Source organism: Paracoccus sp. (in: a-proteobacteria) (assembly GCF_046289755.1).
GTDB lineage: Bacteria > Pseudomonadota > Alphaproteobacteria > Rhodobacterales > Rhodobacteraceae > Paracoccus.
Genome location: NZ_JBKBVD010000023.1, coordinates 38,032 through 59,667 on the forward strand (window position 1 = coordinate 38,032; position 21,636 = coordinate 59,667).

Sequence of the window (21,636 nt, forward strand, 5' to 3'; positions counted from 1 at the left end):
GCCGGGCGGCGCGGGGTGTCAGCAACCCGGAACGAACATTTCCAAGCGGCCCGACTTGGTGGGGCGGATGACGAGCGGGCTATTGCGGCTCAGCGCCCAGTTCACCTCTTGGACAGCATCTTCAATTCGTTCCCGCACTTCAAAAGGCAGGCTGCCAATGTCGCCAAGTTCGATGGTGGTGTCGCAATTCTCGCAGGCGAGAAATACGGCATAGGGAAGGGCCTTCCCCAGTAGGTCAGCAGCATCGTTGAGGTAGGCCAGCGCCTCCCTCGGGACGATTGCGGGGACGCTGTTGAATGGTTCGCACATGTCAGTCACTCCGTTGGTTTGGAGCGCTGGCAGATCGGATCGGGCCACGCGGGCACACAGACAGCCGACAGCCAGCGCAACCGGGGTTGCGTTTGGTCATGTCGGCACCATTGGCGGTTTTCGGCTCCGGGGGAGCCAACTGGCATCTATGGTTTCGGACCCGCCCAAGGGTCCACCGGCCAGCCTTAGTCTGCTGGCCCCATCATCATCAGCCCTTGGTCAATCCTGAGTCAACAGCGATTTGTCCCTGAGCAAGCGCTGCACCGCAGCAATCCCAGCAAACAACTGGTGTTGCTATACTTTTCGCGTGGCGGGGCGGGGATAACCCTAGACCGGCTGCACAGCGGCGGGGTAGATCGGGGATAAGTTCACGTTCTGTTTACATCCCCGAGGCTCGCCATGCACCATCCCGCAGGCGGGGTGGGCGCACACGTCCTCCCCATATTCCACATCCGCCACCGGCCATCGCCCGCCTCGGCGCGCTGGGCATCGCACAGCGTCCCGGCGCACCTGTCCGCGCGGGGCCTCGCGGTCCCGGTTTGGGCCGCGCTGCTGCTCCCCGCGTCCCTGCTGTGCATCGCGGCGCACCCGCTGGGACTTGCCGTCCTGCTGGGCGGGGACCTGTCCGGGGGCCTCGCGGCCCTCCTGCTGGCAGGCTATGCCGCCGCGCTGGCGCTCCATGTCGCCGCTGCCCGCCTCGCTGGCCTCCCGCTGTGGCTCGCCCTCCTGCTGCCCGCGTACTGGCTCGCCCTAGGGGCGGCGCTCCTGCTGGCGCTCCGGGACCTCGCCCGCGACCCGGCCCACTGGCGCAACACCGAACACGGGGCGGCACCGGGCCGCAACACCTTGTGCCAAAAGCACGAATCACCCCAACAATCGGCTCGCACACCGGCTGAGTAGCGAGTAAGCTCCGTTGACGGGCGATTCACCCTTGGTGTATATGTTCCTGAAATGTTCACAGGAGGGCACCCTTGGAGCTGACCAGCATAGACCTGTTCTCGGGGGCCGGGGGCCTGAGCCTCGGGCTTGAGCGGGCGGGTTTCCGGCCAGTCCTGGGGTTGGACCTCAACAAGGACGCCTGCGCGACCTACCGGCGGGCGTTCCCCGGGGTGGAGGTGAAGCAGGAGTCAATCACTGGCGTGGACTTCCGGCAGTGGCGGGGCGTTGACCTGATCGCAGGCGGGCCTCCCTGTCAGCCCTTCTCCAATGGTGGCAAGCGGTTGGCGGCTGACGATGTGCGGGACATGCTGCCCGAGTTCGTGCGCGCCGTGAACGAGGCGCTGCCCCGGGCGTTCATCATGGAGAACGTGGCCGGGCTCCTTGCGCCCCGCAACCGTGAGTACTTCAACAGCGTCCTTGCGACCATCAGCGACCGCTACACAGTCCTGCCGCCCCGGATCGTGAACGCGGCAGACTACGGGGTGCCGCAGAAGCGGCTCCGGGTCATGGTGATCGGCTTCCTCAAGGGGGGCGTGGACTTCCCGGCCCCGACACACCGCCCGGGGCGTTACGTCACGGCGGGCACTGTCATCCGGCGCGGGGAGGTCTTGGGCAACCCCAACCCCTCCAAGGTGGTTTACGCCAAGACGCCAGACCTGCGCCCGAGCCCCTACGCAGGGCAACTTTTCAATGGCGGCGGGCGTGCCCTGAACCTTGACCAACCTGCGCCAACCATCCTCGCCTCCGCCGGGGGCAACAAGACGCACTTTGTTGATGAGCTGGACCTTGTCCCGCCCTACCACAAGCACCTCTGGGACGGCGGCAAGCCCAAGGTGGGAGCCCTCCGGGGCGGGCGGCGGCTGACCGTCCTTGAGTCCGCGCTGTTGCAGTCCTTCCCGGCTGAAATGGTGTTCGAGGGGTCGCGCAGCTCCCAGTATACGCAGATTGGCAACGCGGTGCCGCCCCGGCTGGCAGAAGTTGTTGGGGCGTCAGTCGCCCGCGCGCTCCACTAGCCCGGCTGCAATCAGGCGGCGGACAAGCTCGTTCACCCGCTCTGTGTCGGGCTGGTAGCGGTCAAGGTACTCGTACATGCGCGTCAGGGCGTCTGCCCGCTGGGGCCTCGTCAGCACGGCAGTCAGGACCTCCACCGCCTGCCGCACGTCCAGCACTGCCACGTCCTCGGCAAGCTCCGCCAGCCGCTTCGCAACCGCCGCCCGCTCGCCCTCGGGCCGGGACGCGACGATGTGCAGCCGGGACAGGTCATTGTCGCGGATGGTCTTGGACGCGCCGTCCATCTTGGTCCGCCAACTGTTCGCCGTCACCTCAAACGCCTCAATGGCACGGCTGCCCGTCGCCAACTGCACGTCCCCGGCTGCGAAGGAGCTGCGGTCAGAGGCATTCAGGCTCTTGGTCTCAACGCGCACTTGGTCCGCCGCGTGGCTGGCAACAAGGGTGTGGAGGAGCGCCGCGAACGCAAACTGCTCATAGGCCCCGCCGGAGGGCACAGACAGCAGGTCCAACAGCAGGCCGGTGGTCCGGGCGAAGGTCAGCGCGCTCCGGTTCAGGTCGGGCATCGGGAGGACCGGGCGAGCGGTTGCGGCAACGGCTGCGCAGGCGAGGCGCAGCGCCGCCTCGCGCTCGGGCATCCCCGCGCCGGTGGCCCAAAGCAGCAGCCGGTCAAACTCAGGGACGTTGCCGCGCGCGAGCCTGTCCGTGTTCTTGGCGATGTTCTGGTATGCGTCCTTGACTGCGATGATGTGGCGGTCAGCAAGGAACACCCCGAGCTGTTGCGCCATTCCGCGCGCACCCTCTGGGCGGAGGGTCAGGTCAAGGGCCGGGTCAACCACGCCATACCCGAGTTGGATCAACACGCCGTCCCGGTAGCTGATCCGCCGGTCAGCCAAGACGCTGTCAAGGTCTGCCAGAACCTCCGGCGCGAGCGCGGCGCGGGCATCGCGGATGGCCGATTCACCGGACACCGGGTCAGCAATGTACCCGTCCACCAGTCCAAAGACCCTGTCCCGCGCGTCCGTCCCTGTGCTCAAGCGAATGACTCCCGACAACTGCAATGTCGGGGATTATGCATGTATCTCAGGGAGATGCGAGAGAGAAGTGGCGACCCCGGGACGACTCGAACGCCCAACATCCTGATTAGAAGTCAGGTGCTCTATCCAGTTGAGCTACGGGGCCGTGATCCTTCTGATAACGGTTCGGAAAACGGTTCGCAAGTCCTTCCCATTTTCCTAGCCAGTTGTTTCCGTTCGTCTTTCTGGCCCCAGAGCCTCCGCTTAGAAGTCAGGTGCTCTATCCAGTTGAGCTACGGGGCCATCAGGTTTTGCATAAGGCTTCGGAAATCGGATCGCAAGTCTTGGGGCGCAGCGGAAACAGTTCAGTCCAGCGACATCGTCATATAGGTCGAATTCGGGTCGGGCCGGTAGGCGCCAAAGGGCGGGCATTCGGCGAATCCCTCGGATGAATAAAGTGCCCGTGCCGCCCCAAAGCTGGCCTGTGCGCCGGTTTCCAGCGACAGCCGCCGGGCGCCTTGTGCACGCGCGTGATCGACCATCCGGGCCAGCAACAGCCGCGACAGCCCACGCCCGCGCGCCTCGGACAGGACATGCATTGACTTGAGTTCGGCATGACCGTCGCCCAGATCCTTGACCGCGCCCATGGCCAGCGGGCGGTCGCCGTCGCGCAGCACGAAAAAGGCGATGCCGGGCACGGCCAGCGCCTCGCGCGGCATCATGTGGATCGATTCGGGCGGGGTGTCGGCATGCATCGCCGCCTGATGGCGCTGGAACAGCAGGTCCAGATCGCGCCCGGTCGGGTCTTCCTGCCGGATTGTCAGCGTCATTTGTCTGCCCTCTGCCGGTGGTCGCGCCCGTGTTAGCGTCCGGTCCCGACGGGGGCAAGCCTGCCCTCAGCCAGCCCCGGTCAGCACGCGGTCCAGAACCGGGCGCAGCCGGTCCATCGTGCCCGCCACATCGCGCAGCTTGTCCAACCCGAAGAGCCCGATGCGAAAGGTCGAAAAGGCGTCCCCCTCATGGATCGCCAGCGGCACCCCGGCGGCGATCTGGGTGCCCAGCTCGGCGAAGGCGCGGCCCGATTTCACCTGCGGATCGTCGGTATAGCTGACCACGACGCCCGGCGCCTCGAACCCCGGCGCCGCCACTGACCGGATGCCGCGCGCGGCCAGATCGGCGCGCACGGCGCGGCCCAGCTGCCATTGCGCATCGCGGGCGGCGTCAAAGCCCATCTCGCGGGTTTCCGCCATCGCATCGCGCAGGCCCAGCAGCGCGTCGGTGGGCATGGTGGCGTGATAGGCGTGGCCGCCATCTTCATAGGCGCGCATGATCGCGCGCCATTTCTTCAGGTCCAGCGCGAAACTGTCGCTGGTGGTGGCCTCCAGCCGCGCCGCTGCCCGGTCCGACAGCATCACCAGCCCCGCCGAGGGCGAGGCCGACCAGCCCTTTTGCGGGGCCGAGATCAGCACATCGACGCCGGTGGCCGCCATATCCACCCAGACCGCGCCCGAGGCGATGCAGTCCAGCACCATCAGCGCGCCGACCTCATGCGCGGCTGCGGCCATGGCGGTGATATAGTCATCGGGCAGGATCAGCCCCGCCGAGGTCTCGACATGGGGCGCAAAGACGGCATCGGGGCGCGTCTCATGGATCCTGGCCACCACCTCGTCGATGGGGGGCGGCGCATAGGCGGGCTGCGGGTCGTTGCCTTGCGGGCGGGCCATGACGACCGTGGTGTCGCGCGCGAACCCGCCTGCCTCGAAGATCTGGGTCCAGCGATAGCTGAACCAGCCGTTGCGGATGATCAGCGCATGGGCATCGCGCCCGAACTGGCGGGCGACCGATTCCATCGCATAGCTGCCGCCGCCCGGCACGATGGCCACCGCATCCGCGCCATAGACCTGCGCCAGCCCCGCCGACAGATCGCGCATGACCTGCTGGAACCGCGCCGACATGTGATTGAGCGAGCGGTCGGTGAAGACGACCGAGAACTCGTCCAGACCCTCGGGGTCGATATGGGGGTTCCGGTGGGGCATGGCTGACCTCTGGTGTTGTGACCCGCAAAGCCTAACCTGCGGGCGGGGCCGGGGCCAGACCGCCAAAGGGCGCAGGGCGCGCGCGGGGGGCAATGCCCCCTTGCAGGCCCCCCGCCCGGGTGACTACCTTGGGCGGGACCCGCAACATCAAGGTTTTTCATGCGTATCGGCATCCTGCAATGCGGCCAGTCCCCCGCGCAGTTGAAAGAGACCCTCGGCGACTATCCCGACATGTTCGTGCGCCTGCTGGACGGGCGCGGCTTTGACTTCCGCACCTGGCATGTGGAGGCGATGGAGTTTCCCGGCAATGTACACGAGGCCGATGGCTGGCTGCTGACCGGATCGCGCCACGGCGCCTATGAGGATCACGCCTTCATCCCGCCGCTGGAGGAGTTCATCCGCAACGCCTATGGCGCGGGCGTGCCGATGGTGGGGATCTGTTTCGGGCATCAGATCATTGCGCAGGCGCTTGGCGGGCGGGTGATCAAGCATCCCGATGGCTGGGCCGTGGGCCTGCAGGATTATGACTTTGGCGGCCGGCCCGTCACGCTGAACGCCTGGCATCAGGATCAGGTGGTCGAACTGCCGCCCGGCGCCGAGGTGGCAGGCCGCAACAGCCATTGCGAGAATGCGGCGCTGGTCTATGGCGACCGGGCCTATACCGTGCAGGCGCATCCTGAATTTGACGACGCCTTCATCGACGGGCTGATGCAGACGCGCGCGCGTGGCGTGGTCCCGGACGGTCTGCTGGCCCGCGCGGCGCAACGCATGGGGCAGCCGAAATCGACCGATATTCTGGCCGACCAGATCGAGACATTTTTCAAGGCGCCGCGCAATGCGGGCCAGCAACCGGCAGAGGGAGCGGCATGAGCGACTGGACAGACAAGGTTCCGCAGGCAGCCCGCGATTTCATGGCCGGGCGCCGTCTGGACGAGGTGGAATGTATCGTGGCCGACATCGCGGGGGTGGCACGCGGCAAGGCGATGCCCGCCTCGAAATTCGCGCGCCAGCAGCGGTTCTACCTGCCCAACTCGATCTTTCTGCAATCCATCACCGGCGGCTGGGCCGACAACCCCTCGGGCGCGTTCACCGAGCCGGACATGATCCTGACGCCGGATTACAGCACCGCGACCGCAGCACCCTGGACCGCCGACTGGACGTTGCAGGTCATCCACGACGTGCTGGACCAACAGGGCAACCCGGTGCCCATCGCGCCGCGCAATGTGCTGAAACGGGTGGTCAAGCTGTACGAGGATCGCGGCTGGAAACCCGTCGTCGCCCCCGAGATGGAGTTCTTTCTGGTCGCCCGCAATATCGACCCCAATCAGCCGATCATCCCGCCCATGGGCCGCACGGGGCGCCGGGCGGCGGCACGGCAGGCCTATTCCATGTCGGCGGTGGACGAATACGGCAAGGTCATCGACGACATCTATGATTTCGCCGAGGCGCAGGGGTTCGAGATCGACGGCATCCTGCAGGAAGGCGGCGCCGGTCAGGTCGAGATCAACCTGAACCATGGCGATCCGGTGGCGCTGGCCGATGAGATCTTTTACTTCAAGCGCCTGATCCGCGAGGCGGCTTTGCGCCATGACTGCTTTGCGACCTTCATGGCCAAGCCGATCGAGGGCGAGCCGGGCAGCGCCATGCATATGCACCACTCGATCACCGATCTGGCGACGGGCCGGAACATCTTTTCTGACGACAAGGGCCGCGAGACGCCGGAATTCCTGCACTTCATCGCCGGGATGCAGAAGCACCTGCCCGCCGTGATCGCGCTGCTGGCGCCTTACGTGAACAGTTATCGCCGCTATGTCCCTGATTTCGCAGCGCCGATCAATCTGGAATGGGGCCGCGACAACCGCACGACGGGTCTGCGGGTGCCCATCTCTGAACCCGAGGGGCGGCGGCTGGAAAACCGGCTGGCGGGGATGGATTGCAACCCCTATCTGGGCATCGCGGCATCCCTTGCCTGCGGCTATCTGGGCCTGATCGAGGCCGAGAACCCGCGCGCCGAATGTCTGGGCGATGCCTATATGTCGCAGGATGAGCTGCCCTATAACCTGGGCGATGCGCTGGATGTGATGTCGGAAAGCCAGCCCGTGCGCGAGGTTCTGGGCGGCGATTTCTGCGATGTCTACGAGGCCGTCAAACGGCTGGAATACAAGGAGTTCCTGCAGGTCATCAGCCCGTGGGAACGCGAGCATCTGCTGCTGAACGTATGAACCTGCTGCATCTGAACGACCGGCCCGGCGCCTATCCGCCCAGCCTCTATGCCGCGCAATCGGGCGAGGGTGCGGCGCTGCCGCATCTGCGCGGCGAGGCGCGGGCCGATGTGGCGGTGATCGGCGCGGGCTATACTGGCCTGTCGGCGGCTTTGCATCTGGCGCGACGGGGCTATTCTGTGACGGTGCTGGAGGCGCAGCGTGTGGGCTTTGGGGCCTCGGGGCGCAATGGCGGGCAGATCGGGTCGGGCCAGCGGCAAGAGGTCGACTGGCTGGAACGCCATCTGGGCCGCGACATGGCGCGCCGGTTGTGGGATCTGGGTTGCGAGGCCAAGGCGCTGACCCGCGATCTGGCGGGGCAGGCGGGCGTGCCGGTCCGCGATGGCATCGCCCATGCCTGCCGCGCCGCCTCCGAAATCGACCACGCGAGGCAGATGGCCGGTCATCTGGCGCAGCATTACGATTATCCCCATGTGACGCCGCTGGACCGTGACGGGATGGCGGCGGCGATCGGCAGCACCGCCTATGCGGGCGGCGATCTGGACCGGGGCGCGGGGCATGTGCAGCCGCTGGCGCTGGTGCTGGGGATGGCGCGGCTGGCGATGGATGCAGGCGCGGTCATTCACGAACGCAGCGAGGTGACCGGCATCACCCATGCCACGCGCGCGGGTGAGGCCAGTCTGATCCGCACCGATCACGGCAGCCTGCGCGCGGATCATGTCATTCTGGCCTGCAACGGCTATCTGGGGGGCCTTGACCGGGGCGTGGCCGCCCGCGTCATGCCGATCAACAATTACATCGTGGCGACGCGGCCTTTGGGCGAGGATTTCCCCGAGATCCTGCCGGGGCGGATCGCCGTGGCCGATACCAAATTCGTGGTGAATTACTGGCGGCTGGATGATGAACGGCGGCTGGTCTTTGGCGGCGGCGAGACGGTGACCTATCGCTTTCCGCGCGACATTGCCGCGGTCGTGCGCCCGCATCTGCTGTCGGTCTATCCGCAGCTTGAGGGGGTGGAGCTGACCCATGCATGGGGCGGCACGCTGGCGATCACCATGAACCGGATGCCCTGTTTCGCACGGCCCGCGCCGAACTGCCTGTCGGCCAGCGGGTATTCCGGCCACGGGGTCGCGCTGGCGACGCTGGCGGGGCGGCTGATGGCCGAGGCGGTGGCGGGGCAGGCGGAGCGCTTTGACGTCATGGCCGCCGTGCCGACGCGGCCCTTTCCGGGCGGTGCGATGCTGCGTCAGCCGCTGCTGGTGGCGGGGATGGCGTGGTTCGGGCTGCGCGACCGGCTGGGGATCTGAGCGCTATCCGCGCGGCAGGCCCATCTGGTCCAGCACCTGCTGGCGGATCTGCGCCGATTCGCGGTCGGTGATGCCCAGCAGGCCGGTCACCAGACGGATCAGGCTTTCCTCATCGGGGCCGCGCGTCTCATCGGCATAGGCCACCTCCCACATGGCGGCCAGAACGCCCGCGCGATCTTCCAGCGCGATGCGGTCCTTGATCTGGCGGGTAAAGCGGACGGTGTCGGCGGCCTCGGCCTCCAGCACCTCGGCATCGGCGCGGCGGGTGGCGGCTTCGGTGGGCGACAGCCCGCGGCGGCAGGCGAGGATGCGGTCGATCCGCTGCCGCTCGGCCTCGTCGTAATGGTCATCGGCGCGGGCCACCCGGACCAGCAGCGCGGCAATGGCCAGTTCTGCCTCATCCCCCGCCAGAGCGGCGGGCGAGGCGGTTTCGCCCATCAGGCGGCTGAGAAGATCTTTGAACATCCGGCAAGATTTGCCCGCATTTGCGCGCGCAGGCAAGCGGTCACACCCGCCCGCGCATCACAGCCGCGCTATCAGTATTTCTGCGGCACATACAATTCGCGCGGCAGAACCTCGCGTTCGTAATCGGGGTTGAACACCCGCTCGGGCAGGCGCACCTCGTCATGGGGCACATCCTCGTAGGGGATCTGGTCCAGCAGGTGACTGATGCAGTTCAGGCGCGCGCGCTTCTTGTCGTTTCCGGGCACGATATACCACGGCGCCTCGGGGATGTTCGTGCGCTCGAACATCTCTTCCTTGGCCTTGGTATAGGCCTCCCACCGGACGCGGCTCTGCAGGTCCATGGGCGACAGTTTCCACTGTTTCAGCGGGTCGTGGATGCGCATCATAAAGCGCATCTGCTGTTCCTCATCGGTGACCGAGAACCAGTATTTCACCAGCCGGATGCCCGAGCGGACCAGCATGCGCTCGAATTCGGGAACGTCCTGAAAGAACTGTTCGACCTGATCTTCGGAGGCAAACCCCATCACCCGTTCGACGCCCGCGCGGTTGTACCAGCTGCGGTCGAACAGCACCATTTCGCCGCCTGCGGGCAGGTGGGGCACATAGCGCTGGAAGTACCATTGCGTCTTTTCACGGTCCGACGGCGCGGGCAGGGCCACGACGCGCGCCACGCGCGGATTCAGCCGCTGCGTGATCCGCTTGATCGCGCCGCCCTTGCCCGCCGAATCGCGGCCCTCGAACAGAACGACCACGCGTTCCTTGTGATGGCTGACCCAGTCCTGAAGGCGGATCAGTTCGGATTGCAGGCGCAAAAGCTCGGTGAAATACAGCTTGCGGTCCATCTGGTCGGGATGGTGGCTGCTATAGATGCGCCGGATCTCGGACGAGAGGACGGCGTCCTCGAGTTCGATCTCGATATCCTCGTCCAGGGTTTCCTGAAGTTCGGCGGCAAGCCAGTCATTGGCGGAATCGTCCATCGCGCGTGTCTCCGGGCGTCATGTGTCGGGCGTTCGTAATCGGCGATTGTAACGATGATGCGTCAGTTTGCTGTCAGCGGGAAAACAGACCTGCGCATTCGGGGGTCAGGGCAAGGATCATGCCGCCGCCGCGCGGGCGGTCCACGGTGCCGCACCACTGGCCGCTGGTCGAGAACAGGCTTTGCGTGCCCCGTGCCGGGCGATAGGCGATGCGGCGCCCGTTCACGTCAAAGACGTTCAGCACGCCGCCCGCATTGGCCGCGTAATAGCCCAGCACATCGCCCTCGGCGGTAAAGACCAGCCGGTTCTCATTGGCCGGGTTCGAGGGGCGGTTCTGCCAGACCGACGATCCGTTCGCGGTATTCCCGGCCGAGTTCCACGCCGCATGGGGGGCATTGCCCGCCCGCGTCGGGCTGTTGGCGGGATGGCCCGGCCCCAGATCAAAGGGCAGCTGCGTGCGGTCGAGGATGATCAGCGCCGCGTCTGCCACAGCGGCGGCGGGCGTCAGGCAAAGGGCAAGGGTCACTAGCAGAATGCGCATGGGGGCCTCATGGGTTGGGGGCAGTCTGCACCGTCAGCGGCGCGATGTCAGCCGCGCAATGCCGCCGTCAGGCGGTCGCGCTCGTGGCGGCTGCCGGGGATGCCAAGGCGCAGCCAGTGGTCCGAATAGGGAAAGCGGCGCGACCAGATGCGCGCGCGGGCCAGACGGCTCTGCGCGGCCCCGGCATCGGCTGTATGATAGAGGCGGAACAGATGCGTGCCCCCCACCGGCGTCCAGCCTGCGGCCAGCGCCTGCCGGTCCAGCCACAGCCCGGCCTCGCTGTGATAGACCAGCGTGTCATCGGCAAAGGCATGGTCGGCCATCGCCGCCGCCCCGATCTCCAGCGCGGGGCCGCTGACGGCCCATGGCCCTGCGGCCTCGCGCAGGGGGGCCAGCGTGCCCGGATGCGCCAGCGCAAAGCCCAGCCGGACCCCCGCCAGCCCCCAGAACTTGCCAAAGCTGCGCAAGACGATCGCGTTGTCGGGCAGGGACGGGGCCAGCGACAGGTCGGGGCGCGGGTCCGCGAAACTTTCATCCACGACCAGCAGGCCCACGGTTGCGGCCAGCGCGGCCAGCACCTCGGGCGACCACTCGCGGCCATCGGGGTTGTTGGGGTTCACCACCACCGCCAGACCGGCGCCCGCCATCGCCTGCGGGTCATGTGCCTGATCGACCTGCCAACCCGCCGCCATCAGACTGGCCGCGTGCTCGTTATAGCTGGGCCACAGCACCGCCGCCCGCCCCGGCGCCCTCAGGCGCGGCACCAGCTGGATCGCCGCCGAAGCGCCCGCCAGCGGCAGGACCTGATCGGGCGGGCAACCGAACCAGCGCGCGGCCACCCGAATCAGATGCGATTCGGCATCCGCGCCGGGCAGGACGGTCCAGGCGCGGAGGGAAACCGGCGGCACCGGCCATGGCCTGCGGTTGATTCCTGTGGACAAGTCGATCCAGTCCCCGCCGCCAAACCGCGCCTTGGCCCGGTCCAGATCGCCTCCGTGATCGCGCGTCATCCGTTGTTTCCTGCCTTTGCCGCACCGCCCCGTGCCCGGCCCTGTGCTAGGTCGCCATCCGTCCACAGGCAATCTGTTAACGAAATTTTACTTTACACCCCCCGGAAAGCCGCACACGATATGTAGTAAGAACATTCGGGCGACCCTGCCTGATCTAGCAGGGATGACCCATCACTAGCGGCGCAAGAACCGCCCCCGGCAAGCACGAGGCAGGCATGGCACAGACCGAGCATTTCATCGCCAGTGACGAGATCCACCCCATCGACATTGTCGAGGCCGTGGCCACGCATCACGCATGGGACTTTGACCGCCTTGCAGACGACCAGATCGCCATGGTGGTCGAGGGGCAGTGGCGCAGCTATTCGCTGACGCTGGCATGGTCGCCCCGCGAAGAGGTCTTGCGGCTGATCTGCACCTTCGAGATGGACCCGCCCGCCGACCGCCTGCCGCTGATCTACGAGACGATCAATCTGGCCAATGATCAGGTCTGGGATGGCGGCTTCACCTTCTGGGCGCCGCAGCGGCTGATGGTCTGGCGCTATGGGCTGGTGCTGGCGGGCGATGCGATCGCGCTGCCCGAGCAGATCGACCAGATGATCAGCAACGCCCTGCTGGGCTGCGAGCGGTTCTATCCCTCGTTCCAGCTGGTCGGCTGGGGGGATACCGCGCCCGCCGCCGCGCTGGACATCGCCCTGGGCGAGACCTACGGACGCGCCTGAAGGGGCCTGACCCCTGCGCTGGCAAAGGGGAGCATGATGCAGAATTTCGACGAACTGAATGCGCGCGGTCTGGTGCTGGTCGGTTGCGGCCGGATGGGCGGCGCGATGCTGCGCGGCTGGCTGGCGCGGGGGCTTGATGCGGGCGCGGTGACCGTCATCGACCCCCGGCTGGCGCCGGAATGGCAGGACAAGGGGCTGCGGGTGAACGCGGCCCTGCCCGCCAACCCTGCCGTGCTGGTGCTGGCGGTCAAGCCGCAGATGATGGCGGATGCGCTGGGGCAGGTGCCGCAACTGGCGGACACGCTGGTGATCTCGGTCGCGGCGGGCACGACGATTGCGGCCTTCGAGGCGGTCTTTCCGCAGGCGCCCATCGTGCGGGTGATGCCCAATACCCCCGCCGCGATCGGGCAGGGGATCTCCGCGATGATCGGCAATGCCCGCGCCTCTGATGCGGATCTGGCGCTGGCCGGGGCGCTGATGGCCGCCGTGGGCCGCGTCGTGCGGCTGGAAACCGAGGATCAGATGGACGCCGTGACCGCGCTGTCGGGCAGCGGCCCGGCCTATGTGTTCCACATGATCGAGGCGATGGCGGCGGCGGGTGAGGCGCAGGGCCTGTCACCCGAACTGGCGCTGGATCTGGCGCGCGCGACCGTAGCGGGCGCGGGCGCGCTGGCCGTGCACGAGGATGCCGACCCGGCGGTGCTGCGCGAGAACGTCACCTCGCCCGGCGGCACCACGGCGGCGGGCCTGCGCGAGTTGATGGACGCGGACCACGGCCTGCCGCCGCTGATGGCGCGCACCATTGCCGCCGCCGCCGAGCGGGGCCGCCAGCTGGGGCGTGGCGAGGCATGACCATCACCTTCGACGATTTCCTCAAGGTCGACATCCGCGTGGCCACCATCACCCGCGCCGAACCCTTCCCCGAGGCGCGCAAGCCCGCCATCAAGCTGTGGCTGGATCTGGGCGAGTTGGGCGAGCGGAAATCCTCGGCCCAGATCACCCGGCACTATGACCCGGCTGCGCTGATCGGCAAGCAGGTGCTGTGCGTGGTGAACTTTCCGCCGCGCCAGATCGGGCCGGTCCGGTCCGAGGTGCTGGTGCTGGGCGTGCCGGACCCCGATGGCGAGGTCGTGCTGATCCGCCCCGATCTGGACGTGCCGAATGGTGGGAGGCTCTATTGAAGCTGCTGGTCACACGACCCATGACCGACCGCGCCACGGCGGCGATCCGGGCGCGGTTTGACGTCGATTTCCGGGGCAATACGCCGCTGACCGAAGGTCATGCCGCGCAGGCGATGCGCGACTATGACGTGATCATGCCGACGCTTGGCGATGCGTTCACGGCCGGGGCCTTTGCCGGGCCGCTGCGCTGCACACTGCTGGCCAATTTCGGCGCGGGCTATAACCATATCGACATCGCCGCCGCCGATGCCGCCGGGGTGGCGGTGACCAACACGCCCGATGTGGTGACCAATGCCACCGCCGATCTGGCGATGACGCTGATCCTGATGACGCTGCGCCGCGCCTCGGAGGGCGAACGTCTCCTGCGCGCGGGCCAGTGGAGCGGCTGGAACCCGACGCAGCTGCTGGGCCGCGATGTGACGGGGCGCAGCGTCGGCATCGTGGGCATGGGGCGCATCGGCAAGGCCATCGCGCGGCGCTGCCATCTGGGGTTCGGGATGCAGGTGTTGTTCTACAACCGCTCGCCCGTGTCGGCGCTGGATGTGCCGGCCCAGCAGGTGCCCGACCTGCATGACCTGCTGCGTGCCAGCGACATCGCGGTGATCGCGGTGCCGGGCGGGGCGGGCACGCGGGGGCTGATCGGGGTGGCCGAACTGACGGCACTGGGCGCGCATTCGGTGCTGATCAACATTTCGCGCGGCGATGTGGTGGATGAGGACGCGCTGATCGCGGCGCTGAACGCGGGGACCATCGCGGGCGCGGGCCTCGACGTCTATGCCGCCGAGCCGCATGTTCCGCCCGCGCTGATCGACGCGCCGAATGCCACGCTGCTGCCGCATCTGGGCACCGCCACCGACGAGGTGCGCACCGATATGGCGCTGCGGGCGCTGGCCAATCTGGTGGCCCATGCCGAGGGGCAGGGGCTGCCGGATCGCGTTTTGCCCGCGCGCTGAAAGGGAACCCGGCGCGGGGCTTTGTCGTTGACCTGCCAGACCAATCAACGATTGAAGGAGCAGGAAATGAACTGGGATATCATCCAAGGTAAATGGAAACAGCTCAAGGGTTCGGCCAAGGAAAAATGGGGCGAACTGACCAATGACGAGCTGGACCAGATCGACGGCAACAAGGACCAGCTGGCCGGCAAGCTGCAGGAAAAATACGGCTGGACCAAAGACGAAGCCGACAAGCAGATCGACGACTATTTCCGCGACAAGTAAGCGGAATTCATGTTGATACGAAAAGGGCGCCCCACGGGGCGCCCTTTTTGCTGTCAGTCCTGCGGGCCTCAGTCCAGCCGTTTGCCCGTCTCACGGTGGAACAGGTGCAGCGCCTCGGGGCGGAAGGACAGGCGCAGATCGTCGGACAGGTCCGCATCCGAGGCCAGCGTGATGGTGATGCGCTGATCGCCGGTCTTGCCGTGGACCAGACGCTGCGCGCCCAGTTCCTCGACCGCCAGCACGCGCATCTGGATGGGGCCGTCGGCGGTGACGGTCAGGTCCTCGGGGCGGATGCCGATCTGGCCCGCATGGGCGGTGCCGGGCAGGTGCGGGACGGCCGCGCTGTCGATCAGGTTCATCGCCGGGCTGCCGATGAAGCTGGCCACAAAGGCCGAGGCCGGGCGGCGATAGACCTCAAGCGGGGTGCCGATCTGCTCGATCTGCCCGCCGTTCAGCACCACCAGACGGTCGGCCAGCGTCATTGCCTCCAGCTGGTCGTGGGTGACATAGATCGAGGTCGTGCGCAGGCGCTTTTGCAGCTCCTTGATCTCCAGCCGCATGGCGACGCGCAGCTTGGCGTCAAGGTTCGACAGCGGCTCATCGAACAGGAAGGCGGCAGGCTCGCGCACGATGGCGCGGCCCATGGCGACGCGCTGGCGCTGGCCGCCCGACAGGGCGCGGGGCTTGCGGTCCAGAAACGGGCCGATCTGCAGGATGTCGGATGCGATGCCCACGCGACGCTCGATTTCCGCCTTGGGCGTGCCGCGATTTTTCAGGCCATAGGCCAGGTTCTGGCGCACCGACATATGCGGGTAGAGCGCATAGTTCTGGAACACCATCGCGATGTCGCGGTCGGCGGGCTCGACATCGTTGACCACACGGTCACCGATGCGGACCTCGCCCTCCGAGATACTTTCCAGCCCCGCGACCATCCGCAGCAGCGTGGATTTCCCGCAGCCCGAGGGGCCGACCAGAACCAGAAACTCGCCATCCGCGATGTCGATATTGACGCCGCCCACGGCGCGGGCGCCTCCGGCATAGACCTTGCCGATGTTGTTCAGGGTGATGGACGCCATCTTATTTCTCCGTCTCGACGAGGCCTTTGACGAACAGCCGCTGCATGAGGACGACCACCAGAACGGGCGGAATCATCGCCAGCATGGCCGTCGCCATGACCAGATGCCATTGCGGCAGACCATCCACGGCATCGGCCATGCGCTTGATCCCCGCAACGATGGTGTAATAATCCGAACTGGTCGTGATCAGCAGCGGCCAGAGATACTGGTTCCAGCCATAGATGAACAGGATCACGAACAGGGCGGCGATATTGGTGCGCGACAACGGCAGCAGGATGTCGCGGAAGAATTTCATCGGCCCGGCACCGTCGATGCGCGCGGCCTCGGTCAGCTCATCCGGGATGGTCAGAAAGACCTGTCGGAACAGGAACGTGGCCGTGGCGCTGGCGATCAGCGGGATCGACAGGCCCGCATAGCTGTTCAGCATGCCCAGATCGGCGACGACCTGAAAGGTGGGCACGATGCGCACCTCGACCGGCAGCATCAGCGTGATGAAGATGCACCAGAAGGCCAGCATGCGGAACGGAAAGCGGAAATAGACCACCGCGAAGGCCGACAGGACCGAGATCACGATCTTGCCGACGGCGATCGACAGCGCCATGATCAGGCTGTTGAACATCATCGTACCCACCGGGGGCGTGCCGCTGGTCGACAACCCGCCGCCAAGCATCCGGCTGTAATTCGCGATCATCTGATCGCCCGGCCACATCGGGATCGTGCCCGACATGAAGGCGGTCGGTCCGTGGGTCGAGGCGACAAAGGCCACCCAGACGGGCAGGGCCACGATGCAGACGCCCAGGATCAGCACCAGATGCGCCAGAAGGTTCAGAATGGGACGGTTCTCGATCATCAGTAGGCCACCTTCTTTTCGACATAGCGGAACTGGATCACGGTCAGGACCGCCACCAGCGCCATCAGCACGACCGACTGCGCCGCCGAGCTGCCCAGGTTCTGTCCCACAAAACCGTCGAAATAGACCTTGTAGACCATGATGTTGGTGGCCTGCGCCGGCCCGCCCGAGGTGGTCGTGTCGATGACCGCGAAGGTGTCGAACATGGCATAGACGATGTTCACGACCAGCAGAAAGAACGTGGTGGGCGACAGCAGCGGGAAGGTGATGTCGAAGAACCGCCGCACCGGACCTGCGCCGTCGATGGCCGCAGCCTCGCGCAGGGACGCCGGGATCGCCTGCAGGCCCGCCAGAAAGAACAGGAAGTTATAGCTGATCTGCTTCCACGCGCTGGCGATCACCACCAGCGTCATCGCATCGCTTTTGTTGCTGATATGGTTCCAGTCATAGCCCAGCCCCCCCAGCAGATAGGGCATGATGCCGATCGTGGGGTTGAAGATGAAATACCACAGGATGCCCGCCACCGCAGGCGCCACCGCATAGGGCCAGACCAGCAGCGTCGTGTAGACGCGGGTCGAGCGGATCATCCGGTCCACCGCGATGGCCAAGAGCAGCGACAGCCCCATCGACAGCACCGTGACCGAGATCGCAAAGATCGCGGTCACCTGCAGGCTGTTGAGGTATTCGGGGCTGCTCCACAGGCGGGCATAGTTCTCCAGCCCGACAAATGCGGTGCGGGTGCCAAAGGCATCCTCGCGCAGGAAGCTCTGGCGCACGGCCTGTCCGGCGGGCCAGAGAAAGAAGACAAAGGTGATGATCAGCTGCGGCGCCAGCAGAAGCCAGGGCAGAAGCTGATTGCTGAAGATGGTGCGCTTCATCGGAAACCTGCGGGGGGGGGGAACGGGAAAGACCGGGGCCGCGCGTGATGCGCGGCCCCGGCCGTCATGTGGAACCGTTACTGGTTCTGAGCCTGGAACTGTTCCAGCAGGTCGTCGCCGCGGGCAACGACGCTGTCCAGCGCGCCCTGGGCATCCTTGGAGCCCGACAGAAGCTGTTCGAACTCTTCGTCGATGACGCCGCGGATCTGGACGTAGCTGCCAAAGCGCAGACCCTTGGAGTTCTCGGTCGGCTCGTTCAGGGTGATCTGGTTGACCCCCGTATCGGCGCCCGGATTTTCGGCGTAGAAGCCTGCCATCGCCTCCTGAGCGGCTGCCGTGATCGGCAGGTAGCCCGTAAAGGATGCCCAGTCGGCCTGAACCTCGGGCTGGGTCAGATAGTCGAAGAAGGCAGCGGCTGCGGCATATTCCTCGTCCGACTTGCCCGACAGTGCCCACAGCGTGGCGCCGCCGATGATCGAGTTCTGCGGCGCACCCTCGACATCGTCGTAATAGGGCAGCATGCCAAAGCCCAGATCAAAGGCTTCGGTGTTGGCGATCACGCCCGCGCGGCTGGCCGAGCTGTTCATGATCATGGCGCATTCCTGCGCGTAGAACATCGGGGGGGCGCTGTCGCCGCCGACCGGGCCGCCATATTTGAACACGCCCTCATCAGCCCAACGCTTGAGGTTCTCCCAGTGCTTGACCTGCACGGGACCGTTCAGCGACAGACGCGCGTCCAGACCGCCAAAACCGTTTTCCATCGTGCCAATGGGCTGGTTGTGCCAGGCGCTGAAATTCTCGGTCTGGATCCAGCTGATCCAGCCGGTGGTGAACCCGCAGGACGCCGCGCCCGATTCCATGATCTGGTTCGAGAACTGCTCCATCTCGGCCCAGGTCTTCGGCGGCTGCTCGGGGTCGAGACCGGCGGCTTCGAACACGGTCTTGTTATAGTACAGGATCGGGGTCGAGCTGTTGAACGGCATCGACAGCATGTTGCCATTGGTGTCGGTGTAATAGCCGACGACCTGCGGCAGGAAGGCCTGCGGATCAAAGCCTTCGCCATGCTCTTCCATCAGCTGATGGACGGGGACGATGGCGCCTTCGGCGGCCATCATCGTGCCGGTGCCGACCTCGAAGACCTGCACGATGGTCGGCTGCTGGTTCGCGCGGAAAGCGGCGATCGCGGCGGTCATCGTTTCGGGATAGGTGCCCTTGTAGGACGGGGTGACGGTGTACTCGTCCTGGCTGTCGTTGAAGCCCTGGACGATCTCTTCCAGTTTGGCGCCAAGCTCGCCGCCCATGGCATGCCACCATTCGATGGTGGTCTGGGCCTGTGCGGCCCCAAGCGACGCGATCAGCGCCGCTGCGGATGCGGTTGTATAACGGATCATTTTTCTCATTCCTCCCGGTGGAGTTGCGATGACTGGACCCCGCCTAGCGGCGATTTGCGACAGTCACGCAAAGACAATGTAACATGTATGTGAATAATTGACTTGCCGGTCAATATTTTTCGTTCACGTTCGGAATGAGCCTCATTTTTGCGGTTTGGCGCGAGGTGGCGGCTGAGTGTCGGAAAGCGCGCAAAAAGGCAAAGAAAAAGCCCGCACCCGGAAAGGGATGCGGGCAGGATCTGCCATCCGTGACCGGATGGCAGAGGGTGTCCGACGGCTCAGGACGCGGGCAGCAGAACCGTGTCGATGACGTGGATCACGCCGTTCGACTGACCGACATCGGCCTGGGTGACGGTTGCGGCATTGCCGTTCTCATCGGTGATGATGACCGAACCGTCCTCGCCTGCCGAGGCGGTCAGCGTGCAGCCGCCCACGGTCTCGATCGCGGCCTCGCCATCGCCCGCCTCGATCAGTTCGACCACGGCGCTTGCGGGCACCTCGCCTGCCACGACATGACAGGTCAGGATGGTCTGCAGCTGCTCAAGGTTCTCGGGTTGCAGAAGCGTGTCGACGGTGCCCTCGGGCAGCGCCTCGAAGGCGGTGTTGACCGGGGCAAAGACGGTGAACGGACCCTCGCCCGACAGCGTGTCAACCAGATCGGCGGCCTGCACGGCGGCAACCAGCGTGGTGTGATCGGCCGAGTTCACGGCGTTTTCGACGATGTTGCGGTCGGGGAACATCTCGGCCCCGCCCACCATCGGGTTTGCATGGCTGTCGGCCAGCGCGGGGATGGCGGCGATCATGCTGGTGGCAAGGATCGACGCACCGAGTGTCTTGAAGCGGATGTTCATAATGTCCTCCGGTTTGGTTGCAGGCGCTTTGATGCGCCCGGTGCCTCAAGACACGAGGGGGGCAATGCAAAGTTGCGGCGCGTAATGGTCAACCGAGGTCACAGGGGCGTGATTTCCGGGCATGGCGCATCCTGCAAGACATTGAAAAGCCCGCCTCCGCAGATGCAGAGGCGGGCGTGTCTGGTTCAGGGCGCGACCTTACGACGCGGGCAGCAAGACGGTGTCGATGACGTGGATGACGCCGTTCGACTGATCCACGTCGGGGATGTTGACCGTCGCCACATTGCCGTTCTCGTCGGTGATCAGCAGCGCGTTGTCCTCGGCCCGGATCGAGGCGGTCAGCGTGCAGCCGCCCACGGTTTCCAGCTCGGCGCTGCCGCCGCCCTGCATGATCATGTTGCCGACGGCAGGCGAAAACGCCTCGGTCGGAACGACATGGCAGGTCAGGATGGTCTGCAGCGTTTCCAGACTGCCCGGCTCCAGCAGACCCTCGACGGTGCCGTCGGGCAGCTTGTCAAAGGCGGCGTTGGTGGGGGCGAAGACTGTGAACGGACCGGGGCCCGACAGCGTCTCGGCCAGACCGGCGGCCTGCACGGCGGCGACCAGCGTGGTGTGATCGGCCGAGTTGACGGCGTTTTCGACAATGTTGTTCGTGGGCAGCATCTCGGCGCCGCCGACCATCGTGTTCTGGGCGATGGCTGCGCCACTGAGAGCAACGGACGCAGCAAGGATCGAGGCACTGATCTTGGTGAAGCTGGTTGTCATGGTCTTCCTCCGGTTTGTCCGGGGTGCGTGACCGCACCCGATGCCCCCAGAAACGGACCAGCGCCCGGCAAGTTGCACCCGCAGCCGGTCCCGCTGCCCTCACGATGACGTGAGAGCGGCAATCGCCACGATCGGACCCGTGGCCTGGCCGGTGGGCGAGCCGCCCTCGGGTTCATCCGACAGCGCAAGGCGGATCGCGTCCGACGGGTCCAGCCCCTCGGGCAGGGTCATGCGCAGATTGCCCTCACGCGGGACCAGCCCGATCGAGATGGGGGCGCTGCCATCCGGCTCGATCCACCAGATCTCCCAGTCGCGGCCCGAGGGGGCGGCGCCGCTGTGCAGCGCGATCTCCATCTCGCGCCCGTCGACAAGGGCTGCGACCTGCAACGCCTGATCGTCCGAGACAAGCTGCGCCTGATAGTCGGGCGGGGTGGCCTGCATGTCGGGCAGGCCGGGCAGGATCAGCACCACGGCCAGCACGGCCGCGGCCAGCAGCCCGCCGATCACGCCCCATGGGCCGCGCCACCACGGCGTGCGGGCATTGGGGTCGGTGGACAGCGGCGCGACAGAATGGCCAAGCCGCTCGCGGATCGCCTGACGGGCGCGCGCCGGGGCCATCACCGGGGTCAGCCGCAGCGCCAGACCGGCCAGCAGTTCCTGCCAGTCGCGCACCGACTGGGCAAAGACCGGGTCGGTGGACAGGCGTGCCACGGCGGCCTCGGCCTCGGGGCCGTCCAGCAGGCCAAGCGCCAGTTCAGCCGCCAGCGCCTCGTCTTGCTCGGGGGGCGTCAGGGGGGCGTCGTCGGTCATTGGCTTACACAGTCCTTCAGGCGCAACAGGCTGCGGCGCAGCCAGCTGCGGACGGTATTGATCGGCAT

At 66.3% G+C, this 21,636-nt stretch carries 24 protein-coding genes, 1 tRNA gene and 1 pseudogene; 10 read left to right on the forward strand and 16 right to left on the reverse strand.

Going from position 1 to position 21,636, the window contains the following annotated elements; all coding sequences use genetic code 11:
• Positions 1–18: 18 nt before the first annotated feature.
• Positions 19–309 (reverse strand): hypothetical protein, encoded by a 291-nt coding sequence (locus ACK41U_RS10450; RefSeq protein WP_409679451.1) that lies wholly within the window; start codon positions 307–309, stop codon positions 19–21.
• A 399-nt stretch (positions 310–708) separates the two neighbouring features.
• On the opposite strand from ACK41U_RS10450, the gene ACK41U_RS10455 reads away from it, so the two are divergent.
• Both ACK41U_RS10455 and ACK41U_RS10460 read left to right on the forward strand, forming a co-directional pair.
• The gene (locus ACK41U_RS10455) at positions 709–1,209 is read left to right on the forward strand and encodes a hypothetical protein (protein WP_409679454.1); all 501 of its coding nucleotides are present in this window, start codon (positions 709–711) and stop codon (positions 1,207–1,209) included.
• 71 nt (positions 1,210–1,280) lie between these two features.
• Positions 1,281–2,261, forward strand: coding sequence for a DNA cytosine methyltransferase (locus ACK41U_RS10460; RefSeq protein WP_409679457.1), 981 nt, complete (start codon positions 1,281–1,283; stop codon positions 2,259–2,261).
• Here ACK41U_RS10460 and ACK41U_RS10465 read toward each other — a convergent pair.
• From ACK41U_RS10465 to ACK41U_RS10480, 4 genes and pseudogenes are all read right to left on the reverse strand, one after another.
• Positions 2,238–3,251, reverse strand: a complete 1,014-nt coding sequence (locus ACK41U_RS10465; RefSeq protein WP_409679460.1) for a hypothetical protein — start codon at positions 3,249–3,251, stop codon at positions 2,238–2,240. The two genes, ACK41U_RS10460 and ACK41U_RS10465, sit on opposite strands and share 24 nt — an antisense overlap.
• Before the next feature lie 110 nt (positions 3,252–3,361).
• Positions 3,362–3,438: transfer RNA gene (locus ACK41U_RS10470), tRNA-Arg, on the reverse strand.
• A gap of 199 nt (positions 3,439–3,637) precedes the next feature.
• A pseudogene (locus tag ACK41U_RS10475) lies at positions 3,638–4,132 on the reverse strand (GNAT family N-acetyltransferase); the annotation flags it as partial.
• A 36-nt stretch (positions 4,133–4,168) separates the two neighbouring features.
• Positions 4,169–5,308, reverse strand: coding sequence for an aminotransferase class V-fold PLP-dependent enzyme (locus ACK41U_RS10480; protein ID WP_409679463.1), 1,140 nt, complete (start codon positions 5,306–5,308; stop codon positions 4,169–4,171).
• Between the two features lie 159 nt (positions 5,309–5,467).
• Between ACK41U_RS10480 and ACK41U_RS10485 the strand changes: the two genes are divergently transcribed.
• Genes ACK41U_RS10485 through ACK41U_RS10495 form a run of 3 tightly spaced genes read left to right on the forward strand, consistent with a single transcriptional unit; the run spans position 5,468 to position 8,837 of the window.
• Complete coding sequence (locus ACK41U_RS10485; protein ID WP_409679466.1) at positions 5,468–6,178, forward strand: type 1 glutamine amidotransferase; 711 nt, start codon at positions 5,468–5,470, stop codon at positions 6,176–6,178.
• Positions 6,175–7,530 carry a glutamine synthetase family protein gene (locus ACK41U_RS10490; RefSeq protein WP_409679468.1) on the forward strand — a complete coding sequence of 452 codons (1,356 nt, stop codon included), beginning with the start codon at positions 6,175–6,177 and terminating at the stop codon, positions 7,528–7,530. Before ACK41U_RS10485 ends, ACK41U_RS10490 begins: the two co-directional genes overlap by 4 nt.
• Positions 7,527–8,837, forward strand: coding sequence for an NAD(P)/FAD-dependent oxidoreductase (locus ACK41U_RS10495; RefSeq protein WP_409679471.1), 1,311 nt, complete (start codon positions 7,527–7,529; stop codon positions 8,835–8,837). The genes ACK41U_RS10490 and ACK41U_RS10495 overlap by 4 nt, the downstream gene beginning before the upstream one ends.
• A gap of 3 nt (positions 8,838–8,840) precedes the next feature.
• Here ACK41U_RS10495 and ACK41U_RS10500 read toward each other — a convergent pair whose 3' ends face one another.
• From ACK41U_RS10500 to cobD, 4 genes are all read right to left on the reverse strand, one after another.
• Positions 8,841–9,302, reverse strand: coding sequence for a TerB family tellurite resistance protein (locus tag ACK41U_RS10500; protein ID WP_409679474.1), 462 nt, complete (start codon positions 9,300–9,302; stop codon positions 8,841–8,843).
• 71 nt (positions 9,303–9,373) lie between these two features.
• The gene (gene ppk2, locus ACK41U_RS10505) at positions 9,374–10,279 is read right to left on the reverse strand and encodes a polyphosphate kinase 2 (protein ID WP_409679477.1); all 906 of its coding nucleotides are present in this window, start codon (positions 10,277–10,279) and stop codon (positions 9,374–9,376) included.
• Positions 10,280–10,352: 73 nt separating this feature from the next.
• On the reverse strand, positions 10,353–10,820 hold the full coding sequence (locus ACK41U_RS10510) for a hypothetical protein (protein WP_409679479.1): 468 nt from the start codon (positions 10,818–10,820) through the stop codon (positions 10,353–10,355).
• A 47-nt stretch (positions 10,821–10,867) separates the two neighbouring features.
• Entirely contained in the window at positions 10,868–11,830 is a 963-nt protein-coding gene (cobD, locus tag ACK41U_RS10515) for a threonine-phosphate decarboxylase CobD (RefSeq protein WP_409679482.1), read from the reverse strand.
• Between the two features lie 215 nt (positions 11,831–12,045).
• Between cobD and ACK41U_RS10520 the strand changes: the two genes are divergently transcribed.
• The 5 genes from ACK41U_RS10520 (at position 12,046) to ACK41U_RS10540 (ending at position 14,947) form a co-directional block, all read left to right on the forward strand.
• A complete protein-coding gene (locus tag ACK41U_RS10520; protein WP_409679484.1) occupies positions 12,046–12,549 on the forward strand; it encodes a YbjN domain-containing protein in 504 nt (167 codons plus the stop codon).
• A 36-nt stretch (positions 12,550–12,585) separates the two neighbouring features.
• On the forward strand, positions 12,586–13,401 hold the full coding sequence (proC, locus tag ACK41U_RS10525) for a pyrroline-5-carboxylate reductase (RefSeq protein WP_409679487.1): 816 nt from the start codon (positions 12,586–12,588) through the stop codon (positions 13,399–13,401).
• Positions 13,398–13,730: a tRNA-binding protein gene (locus tag ACK41U_RS10530; protein WP_409679488.1), complete on the forward strand. Its 333-nt coding sequence runs from the start codon at positions 13,398–13,400 to the stop codon at positions 13,728–13,730. Before proC ends, ACK41U_RS10530 begins: the two co-directional genes overlap by 4 nt.
• On the forward strand, positions 13,727–14,683 hold the full coding sequence (locus ACK41U_RS10535) for a 2-hydroxyacid dehydrogenase (RefSeq protein WP_409679491.1): 957 nt from the start codon (positions 13,727–13,729) through the stop codon (positions 14,681–14,683). The genes ACK41U_RS10530 and ACK41U_RS10535 overlap by 4 nt, the downstream gene beginning before the upstream one ends.
• Positions 14,684–14,749: 66 nt before the next feature.
• The gene (locus tag ACK41U_RS10540; protein WP_409679494.1) at positions 14,750–14,947 is read left to right on the forward strand and encodes a CsbD family protein; all 198 of its coding nucleotides are present in this window, start codon (positions 14,750–14,752) and stop codon (positions 14,945–14,947) included.
• A 68-nt stretch (positions 14,948–15,015) separates the two neighbouring features.
• Here the strand turns inward: ACK41U_RS10540 and ACK41U_RS10545 are convergent, their stop codons facing one another.
• From ACK41U_RS10545 to ACK41U_RS10575, 7 genes are all read right to left on the reverse strand, one after another.
• Positions 15,016–16,023, reverse strand: a complete 1,008-nt coding sequence (locus tag ACK41U_RS10545) for a sn-glycerol-3-phosphate import ATP-binding protein UgpC (RefSeq protein WP_409679497.1) — start codon at positions 16,021–16,023, stop codon at positions 15,016–15,018.
• Position 16,024: 1 nt separating this feature from the next.
• Positions 16,025–16,873: a sn-glycerol-3-phosphate ABC transporter permease UgpE gene (gene ugpE, locus ACK41U_RS10550; protein WP_409679500.1), complete on the reverse strand. Its 849-nt coding sequence runs from the start codon at positions 16,871–16,873 to the stop codon at positions 16,025–16,027.
• Positions 16,873–17,751, reverse strand: coding sequence for a sn-glycerol-3-phosphate ABC transporter permease UgpA (ugpA, locus tag ACK41U_RS10555; protein ID WP_409679503.1), 879 nt, complete (start codon positions 17,749–17,751; stop codon positions 16,873–16,875). The genes ugpE and ugpA overlap by 1 nt, the downstream gene beginning before the upstream one ends.
• Before the next feature lie 77 nt (positions 17,752–17,828).
• On the reverse strand, positions 17,829–19,142 hold the full coding sequence (ugpB, locus tag ACK41U_RS10560; protein ID WP_409679506.1) for a sn-glycerol-3-phosphate ABC transporter substrate-binding protein UgpB: 1,314 nt from the start codon (positions 19,140–19,142) through the stop codon (positions 17,829–17,831).
• A 278-nt stretch (positions 19,143–19,420) separates the two neighbouring features.
• Positions 19,421–19,993 (reverse strand): fasciclin domain-containing protein, encoded by a 573-nt coding sequence (locus tag ACK41U_RS10565; protein ID WP_409679509.1) that lies wholly within the window; start codon positions 19,991–19,993, stop codon positions 19,421–19,423.
• A 198-nt stretch (positions 19,994–20,191) separates the two neighbouring features.
• A complete protein-coding gene (locus tag ACK41U_RS10570) occupies positions 20,192–20,758 on the reverse strand; it encodes a fasciclin domain-containing protein (RefSeq protein WP_409679511.1) in 567 nt (188 codons plus the stop codon).
• Between the two features lie 99 nt (positions 20,759–20,857).
• Positions 20,858–21,568, reverse strand: a complete 711-nt coding sequence (locus tag ACK41U_RS10575) for an anti-sigma factor domain-containing protein (RefSeq protein ID WP_409679513.1) — start codon at positions 21,566–21,568, stop codon at positions 20,858–20,860.
• Positions 21,569–21,636: the final 68 nt, after the last annotated feature.